16 protein-coding genes are annotated in these 20,736 nt (G+C 47.9%); 3 read left to right on the plus strand and 13 right to left on the minus strand.

The annotated features are described in order from the left end of the window. Window positions 1–128: 128 nt before the first annotated feature. The 5 genes from C7R91_RS06870 to ftsE form a co-directional block, all read right to left on the minus strand. Complete coding sequence (locus C7R91_RS06870) at window positions 129–1,490, minus strand: PDZ domain-containing protein (protein WP_047069720.1); 1,362 nt, start codon at window positions 1,488–1,490, stop codon at window positions 129–131. A gap of 15 nt (window positions 1,491–1,505) precedes the next feature. Then, a complete protein-coding gene (locus C7R91_RS06875; protein WP_047069721.1) occupies window positions 1,506–2,975 on the minus strand; it encodes a S41 family peptidase in 1,470 nt (489 codons plus the stop codon). Window positions 2,976–3,067: 92 nt separating this feature from the next. Further along, window positions 3,068–4,270 carry a murein hydrolase activator EnvC family protein gene (locus tag C7R91_RS06880; protein WP_047069722.1) on the minus strand — a complete coding sequence of 401 codons (1,203 nt, stop codon included), beginning with the start codon at window positions 4,268–4,270 and terminating at the stop codon, window positions 3,068–3,070. A 27-nt stretch (window positions 4,271–4,297) separates the two neighbouring features. Beyond that, entirely contained in the window at window positions 4,298–5,194 is an 897-nt protein-coding gene (ftsX, locus tag C7R91_RS06885) for a permease-like cell division protein FtsX (RefSeq protein ID WP_047069723.1), read from the minus strand. Further along, a complete protein-coding gene (ftsE, locus tag C7R91_RS06890) occupies window positions 5,184–5,870 on the minus strand; it encodes a cell division ATP-binding protein FtsE (RefSeq protein WP_015893511.1) in 687 nt (228 codons plus the stop codon). The genes ftsX and ftsE overlap by 11 nt, the downstream gene beginning before the upstream one ends. A gap of 331 nt (window positions 5,871–6,201) precedes the next feature. Between ftsE and C7R91_RS06895 the strand changes: the two genes are divergently transcribed. Next, window positions 6,202–7,359, plus strand: a complete 1,158-nt coding sequence (locus C7R91_RS06895; protein WP_047069724.1) for an iron-containing alcohol dehydrogenase — start codon at window positions 6,202–6,204, stop codon at window positions 7,357–7,359. Between the two features lie 56 nt (window positions 7,360–7,415). Here C7R91_RS06895 and C7R91_RS06900 read toward each other — a convergent pair whose 3' ends face one another. Continuing rightward, window positions 7,416–8,516, minus strand: coding sequence for a GerAB/ArcD/ProY family transporter (locus C7R91_RS06900; RefSeq protein WP_047069725.1), 1,101 nt, complete (start codon window positions 8,514–8,516; stop codon window positions 7,416–7,418). Between the two features lie 139 nt (window positions 8,517–8,655). Between C7R91_RS06900 and C7R91_RS06905 the strand changes: the two genes are divergently transcribed. Continuing rightward, window positions 8,656–9,567: an acetamidase/formamidase family protein gene (locus C7R91_RS06905; RefSeq protein ID WP_047069726.1), complete on the plus strand. Its 912-nt coding sequence runs from the start codon at window positions 8,656–8,658 to the stop codon at window positions 9,565–9,567. A 60-nt stretch (window positions 9,568–9,627) separates the two neighbouring features. Here C7R91_RS06905 and argH read toward each other — a convergent pair whose 3' ends face one another. Both argH and C7R91_RS06915 read right to left on the minus strand, forming a co-directional pair. Further along, window positions 9,628–11,073: an argininosuccinate lyase gene (argH, locus tag C7R91_RS06910; protein ID WP_047069727.1), complete on the minus strand. Its 1,446-nt coding sequence runs from the start codon at window positions 11,071–11,073 to the stop codon at window positions 9,628–9,630. Further along, window positions 11,070–12,329 carry an argininosuccinate synthase gene (locus tag C7R91_RS06915; RefSeq protein WP_047069728.1) on the minus strand — a complete coding sequence of 420 codons (1,260 nt, stop codon included), beginning with the start codon at window positions 12,327–12,329 and terminating at the stop codon, window positions 11,070–11,072. The genes argH and C7R91_RS06915 overlap by 4 nt, the downstream gene beginning before the upstream one ends. Window positions 12,330–12,606: 277 nt before the next feature. Between C7R91_RS06915 and C7R91_RS06920 the strand changes: the two genes are divergently transcribed. Then, window positions 12,607–13,146 carry a histidine phosphatase family protein gene (locus C7R91_RS06920; RefSeq protein ID WP_047069729.1) on the plus strand — a complete coding sequence of 180 codons (540 nt, stop codon included), beginning with the start codon at window positions 12,607–12,609 and terminating at the stop codon, window positions 13,144–13,146. Between the two features lie 28 nt (window positions 13,147–13,174). Here C7R91_RS06920 and C7R91_RS06925 read toward each other — a convergent pair whose 3' ends face one another. The 5 genes from C7R91_RS06925 to C7R91_RS06945 form a co-directional block, all read right to left on the minus strand. Further along, complete coding sequence (locus tag C7R91_RS06925; RefSeq protein ID WP_047069730.1) at window positions 13,175–14,509, minus strand: HD-GYP domain-containing protein; 1,335 nt, start codon at window positions 14,507–14,509, stop codon at window positions 13,175–13,177. Beyond that, a complete protein-coding gene (locus tag C7R91_RS06930) occupies window positions 14,493–15,044 on the minus strand; it encodes a DUF5317 domain-containing protein (RefSeq protein WP_047069731.1) in 552 nt (183 codons plus the stop codon). Before C7R91_RS06930 ends, C7R91_RS06925 begins: the two co-directional genes overlap by 17 nt. A gap of 433 nt (window positions 15,045–15,477) precedes the next feature. Then, window positions 15,478–16,449 (minus strand): ornithine carbamoyltransferase, encoded by a 972-nt coding sequence (gene argF, locus C7R91_RS06935; protein ID WP_047069732.1) that lies wholly within the window; start codon window positions 16,447–16,449, stop codon window positions 15,478–15,480. Further along, the gene (gene carB / locus C7R91_RS06940; protein ID WP_047069733.1) at window positions 16,394–19,636 is read right to left on the minus strand and encodes a carbamoyl-phosphate synthase (glutamine-hydrolyzing) large subunit; all 3,243 of its coding nucleotides are present in this window, start codon (window positions 19,634–19,636) and stop codon (window positions 16,394–16,396) included. The genes argF and carB overlap by 56 nt, the downstream gene beginning before the upstream one ends. Beyond that, window positions 19,629–20,735, minus strand: a complete 1,107-nt coding sequence (locus tag C7R91_RS06945) for a carbamoyl phosphate synthase small subunit (protein WP_047069734.1) — start codon at window positions 20,733–20,735, stop codon at window positions 19,629–19,631. The genes carB and C7R91_RS06945 overlap by 8 nt, the downstream gene beginning before the upstream one ends. Between the last annotated feature and the right edge of the window lies 1 nt (window position 20,736).

Below are 20,736 nucleotides of genomic sequence, written 5' to 3' on the forward strand. Positions count from 1 at the left end.
AACCAACTCCCCCTTATTTCCTCCTCCATTGAGACGCAACAGCCACCAGTAAGTTACCGAGTAGACGAGCTTTTCTCGAAAAAAAGAAGGTATGCACTTTTGCCTGCATACCTTCTCCCCAACTATCCTTATGCTCCTACATTCAGCTTCTCCAGCTTTTGCTTGATCAGCTCGACTACACTGGCGCGTTTCAAATCAACAAATGCACGGGTATTTGCATCCGGAACCACAATGATCCCCAGTTGGTGATGATTGCCCGCATAGACCGCACACTGTACGAACTTCAGCTCGCCTTCACGCGTAAGTACTTCCATTTTGCAAAAGGCAGGATTGGCTTGTAGTGCTGGATATAAATCTTCTTTTTCCCGCACCGAAATGCCATTTACTTTCACGATAATCTCACCGGGTGTGATGCCGATCTCCTCTGCTCTTGTACCCGGAATGACACCCATTACTTTTACGCCACGCGAAGACTGGATGAAATAAGGCGAACGTTTTCTTTCTTGATACTGACTCCAGAAAAACAGCGCCTCATGACCGAATAGTGCAAAGATCGCAGCCAGCAAGATCAATGGATAAAACCATACAGCGAGAGCGCATAAGCCCAGCAAAATGATCGCATACAGCGTCAAATTTTTCGCAACCTGCGTTGCTTTTCTATAAGGTGTCATCGTTTGCGTCATATCGGAGAATCCGGTCACTGTCGGCAGAAGCATCAGTCCGAATGAAGCGGCTTCCGGCGAAAAGAACGGCCACCCTGGATACAACGCACCACTAATAGCACCTGGCTCCATCTGTACGAACAGCACGACTGGCGTCAGCCAAAAAGAATGAAGCAAATAGGCACCGACAATCCGTCCACGCTGCCCTTCCACGAACAGCGGAGAAGCGTCCCGTCCGCCATTCCAGCGTACAAGCATCGCTTCAATCAGGTGCATAACCGCAACTAACGCAAGCAACGGCAATGGTTTCGCCTGACGAATCATTTCCCAGACAAAGCTCAATCCAGGAACATCCGTAACCGGTGGAATGACCTGTGTGATCGCGTGTAAAATCGCCAAAATCCCTGCAGCGTATGCGAAACAGAGAAACCGTAAACGAATCAGCGCCAAGATGAGCGCCAATCCCCATAGTATCCACAAATCCTGTGCTTGCACAACCACGCCGAGTCCTGCACTTAGAAGAGAAATCAGCAAGCCTCCTACCAAGCCCATCCCTACAGCCCGTATCGTCGAGAGCAGAGGGGACTGAATGCGTGCAGAGAAAAGCTGTCTTTCCAGGTTCATCTGTCTGCGATAATGCAAATAAATAAACACCAGAAAGAGATAGAAGACAGGATTAATAAAAAATGCGGCAAAGCCATATGCAATGGTAAGCATATCTGCCTGTATCGCCAATTGCCTCACCTCAACTGAAAGAAAGAAAAACCACGGCATTTGATTTGCCGTGGTTATCATTTCTACGGAAAGCAGGGAATTACCTGCTTCCATTTTCTTGATTATTCATTACTTGCCCGTGACTACATCCAGAGCTTTTTGCAATTGCAGGTCATTCTCTGGCTTCGTCATCGTTTTACGGAGACTTTCTTCCAGCGAAGAGCGTGTCTTCGCGTCTACTTTGCCAGTTACCTCAAGTTTGTTAGAGGTTTGGAACTGCTTGATTGCTTCCTCTGTTTTTACATCAAAGTAGCCATCTTCGCGTCCTGGGGACAGATTCAAGCCCTTCAGGATGAGCTGCAGGTTTTTCACGTCAGTGCCAGCCATGTCGCGTTGCAATACTTTATCTGCCGGCAACAGAGTTGCGTTGAAATAGTCTGGTTGCTTGACTGCAAAGTCTGGCGTAATGCCTTTTTTATGGACCCATTCACCACTCGGTGTGACCCACTTGGCAATCGTCAGCTTCAATTGGCTCTTGTCGTTCATTTCCATTGTACTCTGAACGGTTCCCTTGCCAAAGGTCTTCTCACCGACCAGCTTGTAGCTGCCGCTATCCCGCATAGCACCCGCGAGAATCTCCGATGCACTGGCGCTTCCGCCATTAATCAGTACCGAAATTGGGTAAGGCTTGGCAGCTTCTGTAGTCGAGAAATACTCTTCTTTTTGCTGTCCGCCATTTCCATACTCGATTTGCACGATCTTGCCTTTTTTCGGTACGAGGATTTCTCCGATTTCTTTCACAGCTAGCAAATACCCGCCCGGATTTCCTCGAACGTCAATTACCAGACCGCCAATCCCCTTCTGCTCAAGAGCAGCCAGCTGTTCTTTGAAGTGCTTAGCTGTGTCTGTCGAGAATTGGGTAAGGCTGATCACACCTACTTTAACACCGTTCTTCTCGATGATCTGACTGTTTACTGTCTCAATCGGAATATCATCACGCACACACACGATGGTAAGAGGCTCTGGCACTCCGGCCCTCACTACTTTGAGAACCGCCTTCGTTCCTTTTGGACCACGAATCTTCGTCACTGCCTGATGCAGGTCCAATCCTTCAAGGGATTCATCGTTTACACTCAAAATTTGGTCGTTTGGCCGCAGCCCTGCACGCTCTGCTGGAGAGTTTTTGAATGGCGAAACAACCGTTACCCGACCATTTTGCATCGTTACCTCTGTCCCGATCCCTTGGAAAGTCGAGTGTAGGGTAGATGTGAACTCCTCAGCAGAACGAGGGTCCATGTAATCACTGTACGGATCTTCGAGCGACCCGACCATTCCGCCAATTGCACCCTCTACTAACTGCTCATTGGTGACATTTTGGATGTAATCTTTCTTGATTGCTGAAAACGCCTCGTACAGCTTCTGGAACTCTTTCGGATAATCTCCGCTCCCAGAAAATAGCGCCATGCTGGATGCTGTTAAAGCCCCACCTTGACTTGAACTGGCGCTAGCCGATGTCTTCATGATCGCCATCGTAATAAAACTACTGGCTACCATGGAGATGAGTACAAGCGCGATTACGGTACGTCCTTTCCATCTCACTGTTACGTCACCATCCTTTGTGCTACCGGAAAAAGATATGCTGCTAGTGTATGCATGTTCCGTTAACAATATTTGTCTGGTCGCACGAGGGTCTACTTCAAATACGGCATTGGGTTAACTGCTACGTCGTTTTTATAGACGGTAAAGTGTACGTGATTTCCGGTTGAACGACCTGTTGATCCTACCTCTGCGATCTTTTGGCCTCTCGATACGGATTGCCCAACAGAAACCTTAATACCTCCCTCGCGAATATGACCGTACAGAGTGGTATATTCTGCGTTATGCTTGATCATTACTGTATTCCCGAAGCCGCCGTTATATCCTGCAAAGAGAACGATTCCATCAGCCGCAGCCAAAATTGGCGTTCCCTTCGGTGCTGCCATATCTACACCATTATGCCCAGCCGAGCGGCCTGTAAACGGGTCTGACCGCATTCCGAACCCAGAAGTGAAGCGAAATTGTCCACTTGCAATAGGCAAAGCAAACTTCCCACCCTTGTAGCCTGTACTGGATGCGCTCATTGCACGTACTCGCTCCGCGTATTTGGCTGATTCTTGTTTGGTGATAGCCAAAAGCTCCTGCCCATACTGCTCCAAATCCACTTCAAGAGCTGATTCTTTCTTTTCTAATTCAGCCTTGACCACCATACTTTGCTTGTACTGCTTGTCCAATTCGGCTTTGAGCTCCTCAGCCTCATCGAACATCCCGGCGTACACAGTCAATTGATGATCAATTTCTTTCTTTTTGGTCTCGATGGTTTCCTTATCGCGAATGTTATCCTCTAAAATACGCGTGTCCTGCTCCAAAATAAGCTGCAAGGCCTGCATACGCGTCAAAAAGTCCCCAAAGTCAGAGGAACCGAGAAGGACATCCAAATAGGAGACCGTACCGCGTTCATACATGGAAGTCACACGTGTTCTGAGCAAGGCATCCCTTTTCGCTACGCGATCTTTTGCCTCATCCAGCTGATCCTGCGCGTTTGCTGCTTTTTCCTTGGTATCATCCATTTGCTTCTCAAGCTTGTCCAGCTTTTTCTGTGTATCGTTGCGACGCAAATCGATTTGCATCAATTGCGTTTCCAAGCCCTTTTTCTCTTTTTGTACGACATTGATCTGTTCTTCGGTCTTCTTCAATTGCTGCTGCTGGCTTTTCTTCTTCTTTTGGATTTCTTTTAGCTCTCGATTAATCTTGTCCAAAGAGGCCTTACTAGGCGCTGCCAAGCTCACATTTGTCGGGAGCACAGTACCGACTACAAGCCCAGTGATTACGAGTGCTAGCAGGATTCTCTTTCTCATGATACTCCTCCCACGCTCTTCAAATTATTAAACTCGCAAGAAGCGACGTACGGACACCAAGCTTCCCCAAATCCCGATGAATGCACCAATCGCCAGCAAAGCCAACGCCACTTGATACACGAGCGGGAATAGCGGCAACAGTTTAAACAGTTGGGAAGCTTCAAAACTGGAGTGAATGGCATCCAGGAGGTAGTAATAGCCAACCATTAACATAATGGTCGGAATCAAAGCCCCTGCCACCCCCATCATGAGTCCCTCCACAAAGAATGGCCAACGGATAAACCAGTTCGTGGCACCAACCAGCTTCATGATTTCAATCTCTCTGCGACGTGCCACAATTGTCAGCTTAATCGTGTTGGCAATCAAGAACATCGCTGTAAAACCAAGTCCAATAATAAAGGCAATCCCGACATTACGGACTGCTCCTGTCAAGGAAAACAGCTTTTCCACAGTGCCTTCCCCATAGGTTAGGCTTTTGACATACTGGATATTTTTAATTTGAGCGGCAACAGCAGCAGTGTCTTGCGGTTGCTTCGTTTTTACGGTAAACGCATCCGGCAGAGGGTTGCTTTCCTCCAATCCTTCGAACAAATACGCTTTTTCACCAAGGCTCTCTTTAAATTGCTTCAGCCCTTCGTCTTTCGGAACAAATGAAACAGACTCTACTTGCGGAAGTTTCTTGATGTTGTTCTCAACCTGTGTGATGTTCTCTTTTGTCGCCAGCAAGTCCATGAAGACCCGAATTTCTACTTGTTTTTCCACGGACTGCGCAAAGTAATTGACGTTCATCGCCAGAATGAGGAAAACGCCCAAGATAAAGAGGGTAATGGTCACGGCACTAATTGAAGCGAACGACATCCAGCCGTTCCGCCCGAGGTTTTTGACCCCTTCACGGACATGGCGCCCCAGCGTCCTAATCTTCATAACCATATTCCCCTCTCTGCTCATCACGGGCAATTTGGCCTGCTTCGATCGCAACCACCCGTTTTCTCATGGTGTTTACAATTTCCCTATTGTGGGTAGCCATAACGACTGTCGTGCCACGCTGATTGATTTCTTCAAACAGCTTCATGATTTCCCATGAGGTCTCTGGGTCCAGGTTCCCCGTCGGCTCGTCCGCGATAATGATTCCCGGGCTATTCACCAGTGCACGCGCTAAGGCAACACGTTGCTGCTCACCACCGGACAGCTCGCTCGGAAGCATTTTTGCTTTATGCTTGAGCTTTACCAGTCCCAAAACATCCATCACGCGCGGCTTAATTTGTTTCGGATTGCTCTCGATTACTTCCATCGCAAATGCAACGTTTTCGAAAACGGTTAACGTCGGCAGCAGCTTGAAGTCTTGGAACACGACACCGATACTGCGGCGGACTAATGGAATTTGGCGCTCTTTGATTCTGCTGACATTGAAGCCACCCAAAAAGATTTGTCCTTTCGTCGGCTTCTCTTCACGGTACATCAATTTGATAAACGTAGATTTACCCGCACCACTGGGGCCTACTACGTACACAAATTCACCTTTCTCAATCCGAATGTTGATACCTTTCAAAGCATTCGTTCCATTCGGGTATGTTTTCCACACATCAAACATTTCGATCAAGCCAATCACATCCTACTTCGTCAGATCCTTGTCTATGTATCTTGATCCTGAATTTTAAAGTAAAAATCGACAAAACCCCTCTACCCACTAGCAACCGCTGCCATACCTTGTTGAAAAACAGCGGGAATTCCCATCCTATCCATTATACCACCACGATTCACGGATGGTATCCACTAAATCTCTCATTTCTTGTCGAAACAGCTTCGATTGTTAACAACTGCCACGAATTAGGGAGAAAATAAGATTGCACATTACCAACTAGCATCATGGAAAACAGTTGGCTACAATGAGTGTGACAAGAGGGCATCATAAAAAAGGAGCTGTTTATAACGTGGAAAATTTTGTTTACCATAACCCGACACAGCTAATTTTTGGACGGGGTCAATTGGCCCAGCTCGAGGAAAAAGCAAGACAGCTAGGTCCCACTGTCCTTTTGGTATATGGTGGTGGCAGTATAAAGCGAACCGGTCTCTACGACAAAGTGATTTCTCTCCTGCAGTCCGCGGGCTGCCGCGTGCATGAGTTGCCAGGAGTGGAGCCAAATCCACGTCTGGGCACCGTGAACAAAGGAATTGAGTTATGCCGCCGAGAGGGCGTCAATTGGATACTCGCTGTAGGTGGTGGCAGTGTAATCGACGCGGCCAAAGCAGTCGCGATCGGTGTTCCTTACGAAGGAGATGTATGGGATTTTTATACGCGCAAAGCGGCCGCACAAGAGGCTTTGCCCCTCGGTACCGTACTGACACTTGCTGCTACTGGTTCTGAAATGAACCGGGGAAGTGTCGTCACTAACTGGGAGACACAAGAAAAGCATGGAGCTAGCACGACATTTCCGGCATTTTCGATTCTGGACCCAGAGCATACGTTTAGCGTGCCACGGGACCAAACGATCTACGGAATCAGCGACATTTTGTCCCATGTATTCGAGCAGTATTTCACGCATACAACCGAAATTCCATTGCAAACACGTTTTGCTGAGTCGATCATGAAGACCGTCATCGAAAATGCAGAACGCGCCCTCGCCAATCCGGAAGACTACGATGCGCGGGCCAACATTATGTACTGCGGAACAATGGCATTGAACGGCACTCTCCCGGTTGGTGTCACAACAGACTGGGCAACCCACTCCATTGAGCATGCTGTGAGTGCTGTTTACGACATCCCGCACGGTGGCGGTCTGGCGATCATCTTCCCGAAATGGATGCGCTATGTGTACCGTGAAAACGTCGCTCGCTTTGTGCGGTTCGCGACAGAAGTGTGGAATGTCGATCCTGCCGGCAAAACAGATGATGAGGTGGCATTGGAAGGGATCGCCGCTACGGAAGCTTTCTTTGAGCGCATCGGTGCCCCTACTCGCTTGGCTGATTACGGTATCACCGACGAGCATTTGCAGCTCATGGCCGAAAAAGCTACTCCGTTTGGACCGATCGGCCAATTCAAAACGTTGACGAGCGATGATGTGGCACAGATTCTTCGCATGTCTTTGTAAACACAAGCAAACGCCGCCTTCCAGAAATGGGAGTACGGCGTTTATTAATTTGATCGTCAGTTTTGATTCAGCCATTTTTTCCGAATAAGATTTCCACATAACAGCACCAACGGTACACCGATGCTATAGGTAAAATCATAGAATGGCCAGTACTTCGCAATGATGTCGCCATAGACGATCATATTGGGCGAGAAAATCGTAGACATCACCATGAGCAAAACAATGTACGGAAAGATTAGAACCTTGAAGTTGTCGATTCGAAAGACGTGACGGATTCCTAAATGGAAAAACAAGCAGTACAGCGTAATTTTGACACTAACAGCGATAAACCAGATCACTGCGATAATCGCCTCTAGCCGTTGAATGAAATCCCCGAGCTTTAGCTGTTTGATGAGAACATAGGTCGGATAAAAATGTCGCGAAGTCTGTTCTGCCCCCAAAACAAGGATGCACATCACCATGATGATGAACAGCACAATTCCCCCAAGCAACGTCCCCAGAAAAAAAGATCTCATTCGTTTTTGGATGGGCGAGACAAACGGAAGAACCGCCATAAAAATGACCAGCTCTGAAAAAGGAAAGGCAAATGCCGCTGTAGATCCCTGCAAAATAGGCATCCACCCATTTTCAAAAACAGGTTGAATTCTCGACATTTCCACCTGTGGCAGAAGAGTAATCATGAGTAAACCAAAAAAGAAAAAGAACCAGACAAAATAGATTTCTGCCGATTCTGCGACTGTTTGCAGTCCTAAACTCACACCAAACATAATCACAATGACAAACAATAGCTGTATCGCGAATCTTGGTGTCGAGACTAATAAATGCGTGCCAACAAAGTCGCCAATTTCCATCACATGCGCCCCTGCTGAAAACAGAGTATAGCAAATAAACGAGAGTGTAATGATGGTTCCCAACACTCTCCCAACGGTTTGATCAACGAAGGTGAAAAAGCTTTGATTCCGATAAAGCTTTCCCACAGCTATGAGTAACATAATATTGAGCAGTCCCACCACAAGCCCGATCAGGACGGATATCCACGCATCCTGTTTAGCGAGTGCAGCCGTCATGCCAGGCAGGACGAGAACAGAGTCCCCAATGGTAACAAGGGTGACGAGCATCAATAGTTGACGGGGACTGATCTTGTAGCTCTCTTGCATGATTGTTCCCTGCTCTCTTTAGGCCTTCGATCCCTTTGTACAATTATTTCCTCCATGATTTGACGCTAAACACACAGGCATTTCATGCTATGATAAAGAAATATATGTAAATTCCGAAATGGAGTGGAGGACTGCAACCATGTACAGAGTAAAAAAGCAGGACGTGATTTATGCCATGTCTCCTGAGAATCGGCCGGTCTTGAAGGTGGAAGCAGGCAGCATCGTAACGTTTGAAACCTGCGATTGCTTCGAGGACCAAATCCAATCGGCTGACACCGTGTTTCAAGAGCTTGATTGGAATCGGATCAACCCTGCTTCCGGCCCTATTTATATAGAAGAAACAGAACCAGGCGATATTTTGGTTGTTCATATTCAGAAAATTGAGATTAAAAACCAAGGCGTAATGGTTACTGGACCAGAACTGGGTGTAATGGGATTCGACCTGCAAGAAAATGTGATTAAAATGATTCCGATACAAGATGGAAAAGCTGTATTGTCAGACAAGCTTCAGGTTCCGATCAACCCCATGATTGGCGTAATTGGAACAGCTCCTGCCAAAGAAGCCATTTCATGCGGTACGCCGGGCGATCACGGCGGCAACATGGACTGCAAGCAAATCCGTGAAGGTACTACATTGCTTTTACCCGTAAATGTTCCGGGCGCATTATTTGCCCTTGGTGACCTCCATGCTGCAATGGCTGACGGTGAAGTAGCTGTATGTGGTGTAGAAATCGCAGGGGAAGTAACCGTAAAGCTCGATGTGATAAAAGGAAAGCAGTGGCCGTTACCGATGGCAGTCAACCAAGAGCACCTGATCACGATTGCGTCGGAAAAGGAGCTGGACAAGGCTGCGGATCGAGCGGTAATCAACATGGTGCAATTTCTACACGAAGAGCTGGGCGTGGAAAAGGCCGAAGCCACCTTCCTGCTCTCCGCTGCGGGAGATTTGCGTATCTGTCAGGTCGTCGATCCTTTAAAGACAGCCCGCATGGAGTTGCCTCTTGCGTACGCAACCGCATTAGGCTTTGATTCGAAAATAGTCGGTAGATAAGGATAGAGCGCAAAAAAACCCCAAAGCTTGGGGTTTTTTGTTTTACCTACAAGTACGTTTTTATGCAGGCGAACCGACATCGATCAAGGATTCAATCATGACCTTTTGACTGTTTTTGTCCACCCACGCATGTGTTTCTACCAGTTGCTTGCGGTACCAATCAATTTGGACTTCCACCTGATTACGGGCAGTTCCGCCCAACACGTTGCGTGCATTGACAACTGTCTCAACAGCTAGAGCGTCATACACATCTGCCCCAATAGCCTCTGAGAAGTTCTGGAATTCTTCCAAGGTCAAATCGAGAAGATATTTTTGCTGCTCGATGCAGTACAAGACGGTTCTTCCTACAACTTCATGCGCCTGACGGAATGGCATGTCTTTGCGAACCAAGTAATCTGCCAGGTCTGTCGCATTGGAAAAATCGTTGGTAACTGCTTGACGCATGCGATCTGCTTTGACTTGCATCGTCTTAATCATCGGCGTGAGCAACGCTAGCGCACCATGAATGGTTGCTACCGTATCGAACATGCCTTCTTTATCTTCTTGCATGTCCTTGTTGTACGCCAGCGGCAAACCTTTCAATACGGTCAACAATCCAAACAAATTGCCGTAAACACGCCCAGTTTTTCCGCGAACCAGCTCTGCTACATCAGGATTTTTCTTTTGCGGCATGATACTGGACCCCGTGCAAAATGCATCGTCTAGCTCCACAAAGGAGAATTCCTGACTGCTCCAGATGACGAGCTCTTCGCACAGACGGGAAAGATGGGTCATGACTAAAGAAGCGTCTGCCAAAAATTCGACAATGAAATCACGATCACTCACTGCATCCATGCTGTTTTGATAGATGCCGTCAAATTGCAGCAATTCCGCTACAAACGTACGGTCGATCGGGAATGTCGTACCTGCGAGGGCACCTGCTCCAAGCGGCAGCACATTCACACGCTTCCACGTCTCCGTCATCCGTTCGATATCACGTTGCAGCATGGACACATACGCCATCAGGTGATAGCCGAACAATACTGGCTGCGCGCGCTGCAAATGTGTATAGCCTGGCATGACGGTGTCAAGATGCTGGCTGGCTTGCTCAAGCAATGCCTCTTGCAAATACATTGCCAATTGGATAATCTCCATCAGCTTTTCTCTGAGGTACAGGTGCATATCCAACGCAACCTGATCATTGCGGCTGCGTCCGGTGTGGAGTTTGCCTCCCACCGGACCGATCTCTTCAATCAGCATCTTTTCAATATTCATATGCACATCTTCGTGCGCAACGAGAAACTCAGCTTGCCCGCGCTCAATTTTCTCTTTTACTTTTTTCAAGCCAGCGATGATCTGTCTTACTTCCTCCATCGGCAGGATGCCACACTTGCCCAACATGGCAACATGAGCCAGGCTTCCGACGATGTCCTGTCGCCACATTTTCTGGTCGAAAGAAATAGAAGCAGTATACTCTTCTACGAGTTGATTCGTCGGCTTCGTGAAGCGTCCTCCCCAGAGTTTCATTGCTTGATCGCATCCTTTTCATCCAAAATCTTAATGGCAGTATTTTTATTCTCGTGCAGTACACCCTCGTTTACCTGTGCGTATACCTTTGTAGGCAGACCCCACAGTTTGATGAAACCGAGTGCTGCTTTGTGGTCGAATTGGTCACCCGCATTGTAAGTCGCCAACTCATGGCTGTAGAGAGACGATGCAGAGGTGCGGCCTACAACGATCGCATGTCCTTTGTGCAGCTTTACGCGTACGACACCCGTTACGTGCTTTTGCGTTTCTTCAATGAATGCCTGGACAGCATTGCGAATTGGCGAATACCAGAGACCCTCGTAAATCACTTGCGCCAGTTTTTGCTCGACAATCGGTTTGAACTGAGCGACCTCACGAGGTTGCGTCAGGAACTCCAGCTCACGGTGCGCCAAAATCAAAGTAGTCGCAGCCGGTGTCTCGTAAACTTCGCGAGATTTGATGCCCACCAAACGGTTTTCCACATGGTCGATACGACCTACTCCATGGTTTCCAGCGATTTTGTTCAGCTTGAGGATCAGCTCAGCCAGTGGGAGCTCTTCGCCGTTCAATGCAGTTGGCTTCCCTTGCACGAAAGTAATTTCGATTTCTTCTGCCTCGTCTGGAGCATCCATGATCGACTTCGTCAGATCGTATGCACCTTCTGGAGGAGCGGCCCATGGATCTTCCAGAACACCGCACTCGCAGCTTCTGCCCCACAGGTTTTGGTCAATGCTGTATGGATTGTCCAAATCGATTGGGATCGGGATATTGTTCTTTTTCGCATATTCAATCTCTTCGTCACGCGTCCAGCCCCATTCACGAACCGGCGCCACAATTTTGATATCCGGGTTCAGCGCTGTGAAGGAAACATCGAAGCGCACCTGATCGTTTCCTTTTCCTGTGCAACCGTGTGCGACAGCTACCGCGCCTTCTTTTTCTGCGATTTCAACCAGCACGCGCGAAATCAAGTAACGCGACAGTGCAGACACCAATGGATACTTGCCTTCGTACATCGCGTTTGCCTTCAGGGCTGGCAATACGAATTCCTCTGCGAATGCATCTTTTGCATCCACTACGATTGATTTCAATGCCCCTACCTGCAATGCTTTTTTCTGTACGAAATCGAGGTCTTTCCCTTCCCCTACATCCAATGCAACTGCAATGACATCGTAGTTATACGTATCTTGCAGCCATTTAATTGCTACCGATGTATCTAAACCGCCTGAATAGGCCAACACAATTTTTTCTTTTGCCATCATTCTCTCTCCCCGTTTCGAAGTTTCTCTTATGCGAGTAATTATACAAATGAACTAATAAAAATACAACTATTTTTCTTGTGAATTTCTTGTTAATTCGCAGTCTAAAACGGAGATACAATGAAAATATACAATTCTCGCATAAAAAGTATCTTGTTTTTATGCATACTCATCATCTGTTTATGCATAAACGTTTGCGTCAGCAAAAGGGAAACTTATCCAAGGCAGCGAATGAGTGAAGGGAGGATTTCCATAGGAGAAGTCTGTTGGAGGGATTATGAAAACAATTTATTTGGTACGTCATTGTCAGGCTGCTGGCCAAGAACCCGAAGCCCTGCTCACGGAAAAGGGAGAAGTACAAGCTCAGGAGCTCGCCACTTTCTTCGCAGGTTTCCCCATTGATCGAATCATTTCGAGTCCGTATCATCGGGCGATTGCCACCATCCGGCCATTTGCACAAGAACGCGGAATCGTGGTTGAAGAAGACACGCGTTTGGTCGAGCGCGTCCTTAGCGGAGTACCGCGTGGGGATTGGTTCGAGCGGCTGCGCGATACGTTCGATGACCTGGCTCTTGAATTCGAAGGAGGCGAATCCAGTCTTACTGCTATCAACCGGGCAAATTCGTTGCTTACTGAGATTTTAGCAGACGAGCATAACAATATTGTGCTTGTCAGCCACGGATGCCTGCTGGCCTTGCTCATGAAATCAATTGATGATCGCTTTGGCTTTCACGATTGGGAGAAATTAAGCAATCCAGATGTATTCAAGCTTACCTGTCATTTAGAAACCAGAGAGATCGTCCGCATATGGTCGTAAACGAATAAAAACAGTTACAAGGGGCAGCTCATCTGATTGCCTCCTGTAACTGTTTTTGTGGGATGGACTCTATTCCAATAATGCTCTGCAACTCTTCGCACGGCAGTCGGTGAACGATTCTGATAAAATGCTCCGCCAATATCGGATCAAATTGGGTACCGGAGCCCCGCTTGATTTCTTGAAGCGCTTCCTCCACAGGCAAACCTTTTCGATAGGGCCTGTCCGCAACCATCGCATCAAAAGCGTCTGAAATGGCTAAAATTCTCGCCATCAGCGGAATCTCATCCCCAGCTAAACCATCCGGATATCCCCTTCCATCTATACGCTCATGATGGGAGCGGATCGCAGGAAGCAATTCATTGAACATCCCTGCTTGCAAAATGATTTCGTAGCCAATGACGGTATGCTGCTTGATCTTGTCATACTCTTCTGGAGTGAGCTTTCCTTTTTTATTGAGAATTTCGTCTTCGATTCCGATTTTTCCAATGTCGTGCAAAAGACCGCCAACATAAATTTCTTCTACTTTTGTAGCAGACAGACCAATATCCTTGGCAATTTCTCTTCCCCAGTGTGCCACTCGCTGGGAATGGCCACTCGTGTAACGATCTCGCGCATCAATAGAAGCTGCCATGGCAGTCAAAAACTTATGGTTGAATGTTTTGACTTCTTCTACTTTTTGTTGGAGTTTATTCATACTGTCGTAATATTGATGGAACACAAAACTCATCGTGATAAAAGCAGCCATCATGGGAACTAATGTGTATAGTCCATAAGTCTCAAACAGTCGAGATCCGATTCCCGCCATTACCATTAGCAAAAGGTATGTGAGCGTTGTTCCTTTTGCCATTTTCTGAACCGTTGTAAAACAATTCGTCTTAAAAAAGTAAGAAATCCCTAACCCACATAGGACTATATTGATAAACCAGTACGATACAGCTAAGAGTAAATCCATTAACATCGTGGAAGCTGGTACATGATCTATAGAGTTTTTGAAGAGACCGACAAACCAAATAGTTAACACCAGCTGGCCAATATTCGCCATAGCTTTTACCGGGTTGGACCTGATTAGAAACGCCAGTATCAACGTTTCAACAACGGCCGACCAAACACCTACCCAAGCTCCAAAGAGGAGAATACCGGAAAAAATAACTGCATTGTTTAGTGTCAATATGGTGTTCAACGTCCGTATGGGAGCGAACGTAGAAAAGATGGTGAGTAATGTATACGCAAACAAAACTCCCCAATGCTCTCTTGGCTCCCAGTCAGACAACGAATCATAAAAAATCACTAACGCCGCTAGTGGAAAAATCCAAGTCACCACTATTTTTTTCATTGTTGATCCAAACTCAACTTTTCGTTGCATAGTTTTTTCCTTCTCGGAGTTGTAATAGTGAGATTGGCTTATTCATTAAGCGTTGTACTAATAAAAATGCACCCAGCATAATAAAAATATCGCCTATGCTGATTACCCTTGGAATAATCGAAGGCATGTAGATGACATCTGTTAAAAACGGCAAATTTGTACTCTCAGTCAAAACGCTATGCTTAAAATTCGTCCCATTGATAACCGGAGTAAGATCGTAAGGCAATTTTTTCGCCTGTTCCAAATCAATCGGCATTCTTCCATTGTTTGTCCAAATAGCCAACGCATTTAAAAACCAGCCCATCATGAAGATACGCATGTCCTCAAATTGGCGATTAAACATGAGAAAGGCTAGAATGAATGCATAGGAGATCGATACGAATATCCCCCCTGCCGGAGGATAGAGCGCCGAAAAAGCTTGTAGGGCTATGCTAATAAAGAGAAGAGAGAGTTTATGAAATTTCGGAAACTCTTTAATCCTTCCACCTCTTAATAGAGCAACTACAAACGATAAACCAATCACATCAAGTAGCATAAAGGTATTCCTCCGAAATATTAGAGAAAAACACCACTCTTGTTACAAGCGGTGTTTTATTTGCATCCCATATTACCCAATGTTGTAGTTTGCAGAAGTAGCTGCTACGATTGCTACCACCATCATAATTGCCGCGAACCATTTTTTCATTTTCTTTTCCCCCCTTTAGGCATAGTGGAGAAAGCTGGCTTCGCTACTGTCCGTGATGCAGAGGCCAAGCGACCAAGTACAGCCCCTGCTCCCCTTTCCTTTTCCATTTCGGAAAAGGGCGGATTCGCTACTGGCTCCATACGGACCAAGCGACCAGATACAGTCCGTACTTCTTCGCTTCTTTCCTACCTTTATTTTACACATAAGTGACAAAATTCGGCAATCATAGATTCATAGTCTATTCGATTTAATTACAACTAGTTCTATTTAACTAGAACTATGTTCACACCAGCGCCGCCAAAATCGCTTTTTGCGCGTGCAATCTATTTTCAGCCTGATCAAAAATGACAGAGCGCGATCCGTCGATAACCCCAGTTGTCACTTCTTCACCACGATGTGCTGGCAAGCAGTGCAAGAAGAGATAATCACGAGCTGCCGCTGCTACCAATTTTTCGTTCACTTGATAGTCGGCAAATGCTTTCAATCTCACCTCATTTTCTTCTTCAAAACCCATACTAGTCCAAACGTCCGTGTATACAGCATCTGCCCCCATGACAGCCTCTATCGGGTCAGTGGTCACCATCATTTTTCCACCGCTTTGTTTTGCGTACCCTGTAGCTTTTGCGACAATCGCTGCATCCATTTCGTAGCCTACCGGAGTCGCCACCCGCACATCCAGGCCTAGCAGAGCTGCGCCCAGCACCAGTGAGTTCGCCACGTTGTTGCCGTCTCCTACATAGGCGAGCTTGACTCCTTTCAACTTGCCTTTATGCTCCCAGATCGTCAGCAGATCAGCCAAAGCCTGACAAGGGTGGTACAGATCGGTCAAGCCATTGATAATGGGGATCGACGCGTGCAGAGCAAGCTCTTCTACATAAGAGTGGGAAAAGGTCCGAATCATGATCGCATCTACGTACCGCGAGAGAACTTTCGCTGTGTCGCTGATCGGCTCCCCGCGTCCGAGCTGCAGCTCTTTTCCGCTCATGAACATCCCCAGGCCACCCAACTGATGCATCCCTACTTCAAAGGAGACGCGCGTGCGGGTAGAAGCCTTGTCAAAGATCATCCCCAACGTCTTGCCTTGCAAAGGCTGGAATGGCTGTCCCAGCTTTTGCAATTGCTTGACGTGAGCAGACAGATGGAGCAGCTCCATTAATTCCTCCCCGTTGAATTCATCGACGCGCAAGAAATCTTTTCCTTTATGCTTTTGTAACGGCAAGTTTTGAAAGTGTTCCAATATCTTCACTGGCTGCATGCGAGCCACCTCTTTTCTTCATAATAGACTTCACGTATAACTCGAACGTATCGACAGCGGAGAACAATGGCACACCTTGTTGTACCATCCGGCTTCGCAGGGCAAATCCCGTCCGGCCGTGACGATTTCCTTTCGTTGCAGTAACAAGTGCGAAGGCCGCTTCTTCCTCTTGCAACAGGTCGATCCACGCCGCTTCATCTGCCACGATATGCTTCACGACAATTCCTTCGTTTTTCAGCCATTCGGCCGTTCCCGGAGTCGCCGCCAGATTGGCACCGTCTGCTTGCATTTGTCCGATTGATTCTCTTACGCCGTCCTGCTTATCTCCATCTGCCAAAGAAATCATGACCAACTGTCCTTTTTGCCAGTCGCCGTACAAATTATCCTTGAAAGCAAAGGCCTTGCCTGCTGCCTCTTCGAAAGAATGCCCCAAGCCGAGAACTTCGCCCGTCGATTTCATTTCTGGACCTAGTACCGGATCTACGCCATTCAGCTTGATCGTGGAGAAAACCGGTGCCTTGACGACTGCAAACGGAATCTCTGGCAAAAGCCCTGTACCATAGCCCATCTCCGACAGCTTTTCACCCAATTGTGCGCGGACCGCCAATTGAACCATCGGGATGCCAGTCACCTTGCTCGTAATCGGTACGGTCCGTGAAGCACGAGGATTTACCTCCAGTACATAAACCGTTTCGCCATCAATGACAAACTGAATATTGATTAACCCGACGGCTTCCATTTCTCCCGCGATTGCTTCTGTATAGCTCGCGATTTTATGCTTGATGTCATCCGTCAGATGTGGAGCCGGGAACAAGGCTACACTGTCGCCTGAGTGGATGCCCGCTCTCTCCACATGCTGGAAAATTCCAGGGATGATGACAGATTGTCCGTCACATACCGCATCTACTTCTGCTTCCTTACCTGGAACGTATTTATCCACGAGGAGCGGAAAGAACATGCTCATGTTCGGATGGTTCAACCAGTCTTGAATGGTAGCCTGCAGCTCGTCGATATTGTGGACTACTACCATACCTTGCCCTCCGATGACGTACGAAGGTCGCATCAAAACAGGGAAGCCGATTTCCTCCGCTATCGCGGTCGCATCCTCCAAAGACGATACTCCTTTACCGGGGATATGCGGAATGTCCAGCTTTCGCAGCATGGTGTAGAACAGCTCGCGGTCCTCCGCGCGTTCGATGGCTGCAAGCGACGTACCCATTACTTTCAGACCCGCCTGCTCCAGCTTGGCTGCCAAATTGATCGCGGTTTGACCGCCGAATTGAACCATGACGCCCTCTACCTGTTCGCGTTCTGCGATATGCAGGACATCTTCTACGTGAAGCGGTTCAAAATAAAGATGGTCGGCTGTTTCATAATCAGTGCTGACCGTCTCTGGGTTGTTGTTCACAACGACAGCGGCAATACCGCTTGCCTGAAGCGCTTTGGCTGCATGCACGGAGCAGTAGTCAAACTCGATTCCCTGCCCAATGCGAATGGGACCTGAGCCAAGTACCAGTACTTTGCGGCCAGCCAGTGACTCTACCTCATCTACTCCTTGCCAATCCGAATAGTAGTAAGGAGTTTGGGCATCAAATTCTGCCGCACAAGTATCCACAATTTTATAAGAAGGCGTAATGCCCGATTCTTGGCGAAGTGATTTGATTTCAGCAGGTGTAGCACCAACCAGTGAAGCGATCGTTTCATCGGCAAACCCGCGACGCTTTGCTTCCAACAACAGCTCTGAGGTCAGTGTTTTGCTATCGTGGCAAGACAGCTCTACTTCCAAGTCCACGATTTTACGCAAGCTCCGCAAGAAAAACGGATCGACACCAGTCAGATTGTGCAGCTCACTTTCTGTAAAGCCTTTGCGGATCGCCTCAGCAAAAACGAACAGTCTGATATCAGTCGCTTCCTGTAGGGAATGTGCAAGCTCCTCACGCGTCCAGGATGCCAGCTCTGGTCGAGTCAAATGTGTGCATCCCTGTTCCAGAGAACGAACTGCCTTCAATAGTCCTGCTTCCAGATTGCGGGCGATCGACATGACCTCGCCAGTCGCTTTCATTTGCGTCCCCAGCTTGCGGTCTGCCAGCGGGAATTTGTCAAACGGGAAGCGCGGGATTTTGACAACGATGTAGTCTAACGCTGGTTCAAAGCTAGCGTACGTATAGCCCGTGATTGGATTGAGTACCTCATCCAATCCGTAGCCTAGTGCGAGCTTGGCGGCGATCCGCGCGATTGGATAGCCTGTTGCTTTGGAAGCCAACGCACTGGAACGGCTGACACGAGGATTTACCTCGATCAGCACATACCGATCGGAATTCGGATCAAGCGCAAATTGAATATTGCAACCACCTACTACCCCAAGCGAACGAATCACTTTCGTAGATACGCTGCGCAGCATTTGGTACTGACGATCTGTCAGTGTCTGAGATGGCGCGACGACAATGCTGTCTCCCGTATGAATCCCTACCGGGTCCAAATTTTCCATATTGCACACGATGATGCAGGTATCATTAGCATCACGCATAACCTCGTACTCGATCTCTTTCCAGCCTTTTACACTCCGCTCAATCAGCACCTGACCGATTGGACTAGCTGCAATGCCACCTGCTGCAACCTTTCGCAATGACGCTTCATCCGCTGCGATCCCGCCACCTGCTCCTCCGAGTGTATAAGCAGGACGGACAATCACTGGATAGCCGATAGCGTTCGCAAACTCGATGGCTGATTCTACAGATTCGACTGTATCGCTCTCTGGAACAGGCTCTCCGATTTGCTGCATCAATTGCTTGAACAGCTCACGGTCTTCCCCGTTTTGAATGGCAGCCAGCGGCGTACCCAACAACTGCACACTGTACTTTTCCAACACGCCCGCTTCTGCTAGAGAAACAGCAAGATTAAGTCCCGTTTGGCCGCCTAACGTAGGCAAGAGGCCATCGGGACGCTCTTTTGCGATAATAGCTGTCACGGATTCCACCGTGAGCGGCTCCAAATACACTTTGTCCGCTACTTGTTCATCTGTCATGATCGTAGCCGGATTGTTATTCACCAGCACGACCTGCACGCCCGCTTCTTTCAGGGAAAGGCAAGCCTGTGCACCTGCATAATCAAATTCCGCTGCCTGCCCGATGACGATCGGACCAGAACCGATGACCAATACTTTATGAATGTGTGGCAATTTAGGCATATCTCTTCGCTCCTACTACGCGCATCGACTGCAAGAATTGGTGGAAAATGTGGGATGTATCACTTGGGCCTGGATGTGCTTCCGGATGGAACTGCACACTAAAAACAGGCAGACTGACATGGCGTAATCCTTCGACTGAACCGTCATTGACATTGCGATAGGAAACCGTTAACTGGCGTTTATCCAGAGACTCTTCCTTGACCACGTACCCATGATTTTGTGAGCTCATATATACTTTGCCAGTCATCATATCCTTGACCGGATGATTGCTGCCGCGGTGACCGTATGCAAGCTTCTCTGTCTTGCCGCCGTACATTAGCGCCAATACTTGATGTCCTAAACAAATGCCCAATGTCGGGTACTGCTCCACGGCTTTGCGCCATTCGCTGCAATACGCAAGCAAGTGCTCTGGATCGCCAGGCCCATTGGAAAATAACAAGCCGTCTGGTGCGAGAGCATTGATTTGGGCAAAACTCGTATCAAAAGGAACGACCGTAACACGGCAGCCCTGCTGGAGAAGTGCATCCAAAATCGATTGCTTCATGCCGAGGTCAATCAAGACGACATGTTCGCCTGTTCCCGGATAACGCTCCACTTGTTGTCTGGATACGTTGGCAACTAATGATTTCTTGGCGTGCTTGTAGCGCAGGGACACCACTTCCTCTACCTGCATAGGCTGATCGGAAATGACACCGAATACGGTACCGTCTTGACGGACGCGCTTGGTAATCGTTCGCGTATCGATCCCCGCAAGAATCGGGAATCCAAATGCTTCTGCCGCTTGAGCCAAAGTCATGTTTGATTCGTAATGGCTTGGCTCCATGCATAGCTCGCTGACAATCATCCCTGTCAACGCTGGCTTGGCTGCCTCATAATCCTTTTCGTTGATCCCGTAGTTTCCGATCAAGGGATATGTGAAGGTAACGATTTGCCCTGCAAAAGAAGGGTCTGTCATCACCTCTTGGTATCCCGTCATTCCTGTATGAAAAACCACTTCTCCGAATCCGTTAATGGGGGCGCCATACAGCTTCCCTGTAAAAACCTCGCCGCTCTCCAGCGTTAAATATCCTGTTCCTAACGATTGATTCTCTCTATCCATC

This window comes from Brevibacillus formosus, from assembly GCF_003013405.1.
Classification (GTDB): domain Bacteria; phylum Bacillota; class Bacilli; order Brevibacillales; family Brevibacillaceae; genus Brevibacillus; species Brevibacillus formosus.

What these genes read in the sequence shown, in the direction of transcription:
- argH (WP_047069727.1), bottom strand. Translation starts at nt 11,073, where the DNA reads ATGAAACTCTGGGGAGGACGCTTCACGAAGCCGACGAATCAACTCGTA.
- C7R91_RS06925 (WP_047069730.1), bottom strand. Translation starts at nt 14,509, where the DNA reads ATGCAACGAAAAGTTGAGTTTGGATCAACAATGAAAAAAATAGTGGTG.
- C7R91_RS06870 (WP_047069720.1), bottom strand. Translation starts at nt 1,490, where the DNA reads ATGGAAGCAGGTAATTCCCTGCTTTCCGTAGAAATGATAACCACGGCA.
- ftsX (WP_047069723.1), bottom strand. Translation starts at nt 5,194, where the DNA reads ATGAAGATTAGGACGCTGGGGCGCCATGTCCGTGAAGGGGTCAAAAAC.
- C7R91_RS06930 (WP_047069731.1), bottom strand. Translation starts at nt 15,044, where the DNA reads ATGCTACTTGATGTGATTGGTTTATCGTTTGTAGTTGCTCTATTAAGA.
- C7R91_RS06945 (WP_047069734.1), bottom strand. Translation starts at nt 20,735, where the DNA reads ATGGATAGAGAGAATCAATCGTTAGGAACAGGATATTTAACGCTGGAG.
- carB (WP_047069733.1), bottom strand. Translation starts at nt 19,636, where the DNA reads ATGCCTAAATTGCCACACATTCATAAAGTATTGGTCATCGGTTCTGGT.
- C7R91_RS06900 (WP_047069725.1), bottom strand. Translation starts at nt 8,516, where the DNA reads ATGCAAGAGAGCTACAAGATCAGTCCCCGTCAACTATTGATGCTCGTC.
- C7R91_RS06905 (WP_047069726.1), top strand. Translation starts at nt 8,656, where the DNA reads ATGTACAGAGTAAAAAAGCAGGACGTGATTTATGCCATGTCTCCTGAG.
- C7R91_RS06880 (WP_047069722.1), bottom strand. Translation starts at nt 4,270, where the DNA reads ATGAGAAAGAGAATCCTGCTAGCACTCGTAATCACTGGGCTTGTAGTC.
- argF (WP_047069732.1), bottom strand. Translation starts at nt 16,449, where the DNA reads ATGCAGCCAGTGAAGATATTGGAACACTTTCAAAACTTGCCGTTACAA.
- C7R91_RS06920 (WP_047069729.1), top strand. Translation starts at nt 12,607, where the DNA reads ATGAAAACAATTTATTTGGTACGTCATTGTCAGGCTGCTGGCCAAGAA.
- C7R91_RS06915 (WP_047069728.1), bottom strand. Translation starts at nt 12,329, where the DNA reads ATGGCAAAAGAAAAAATTGTGTTGGCCTATTCAGGCGGTTTAGATACA.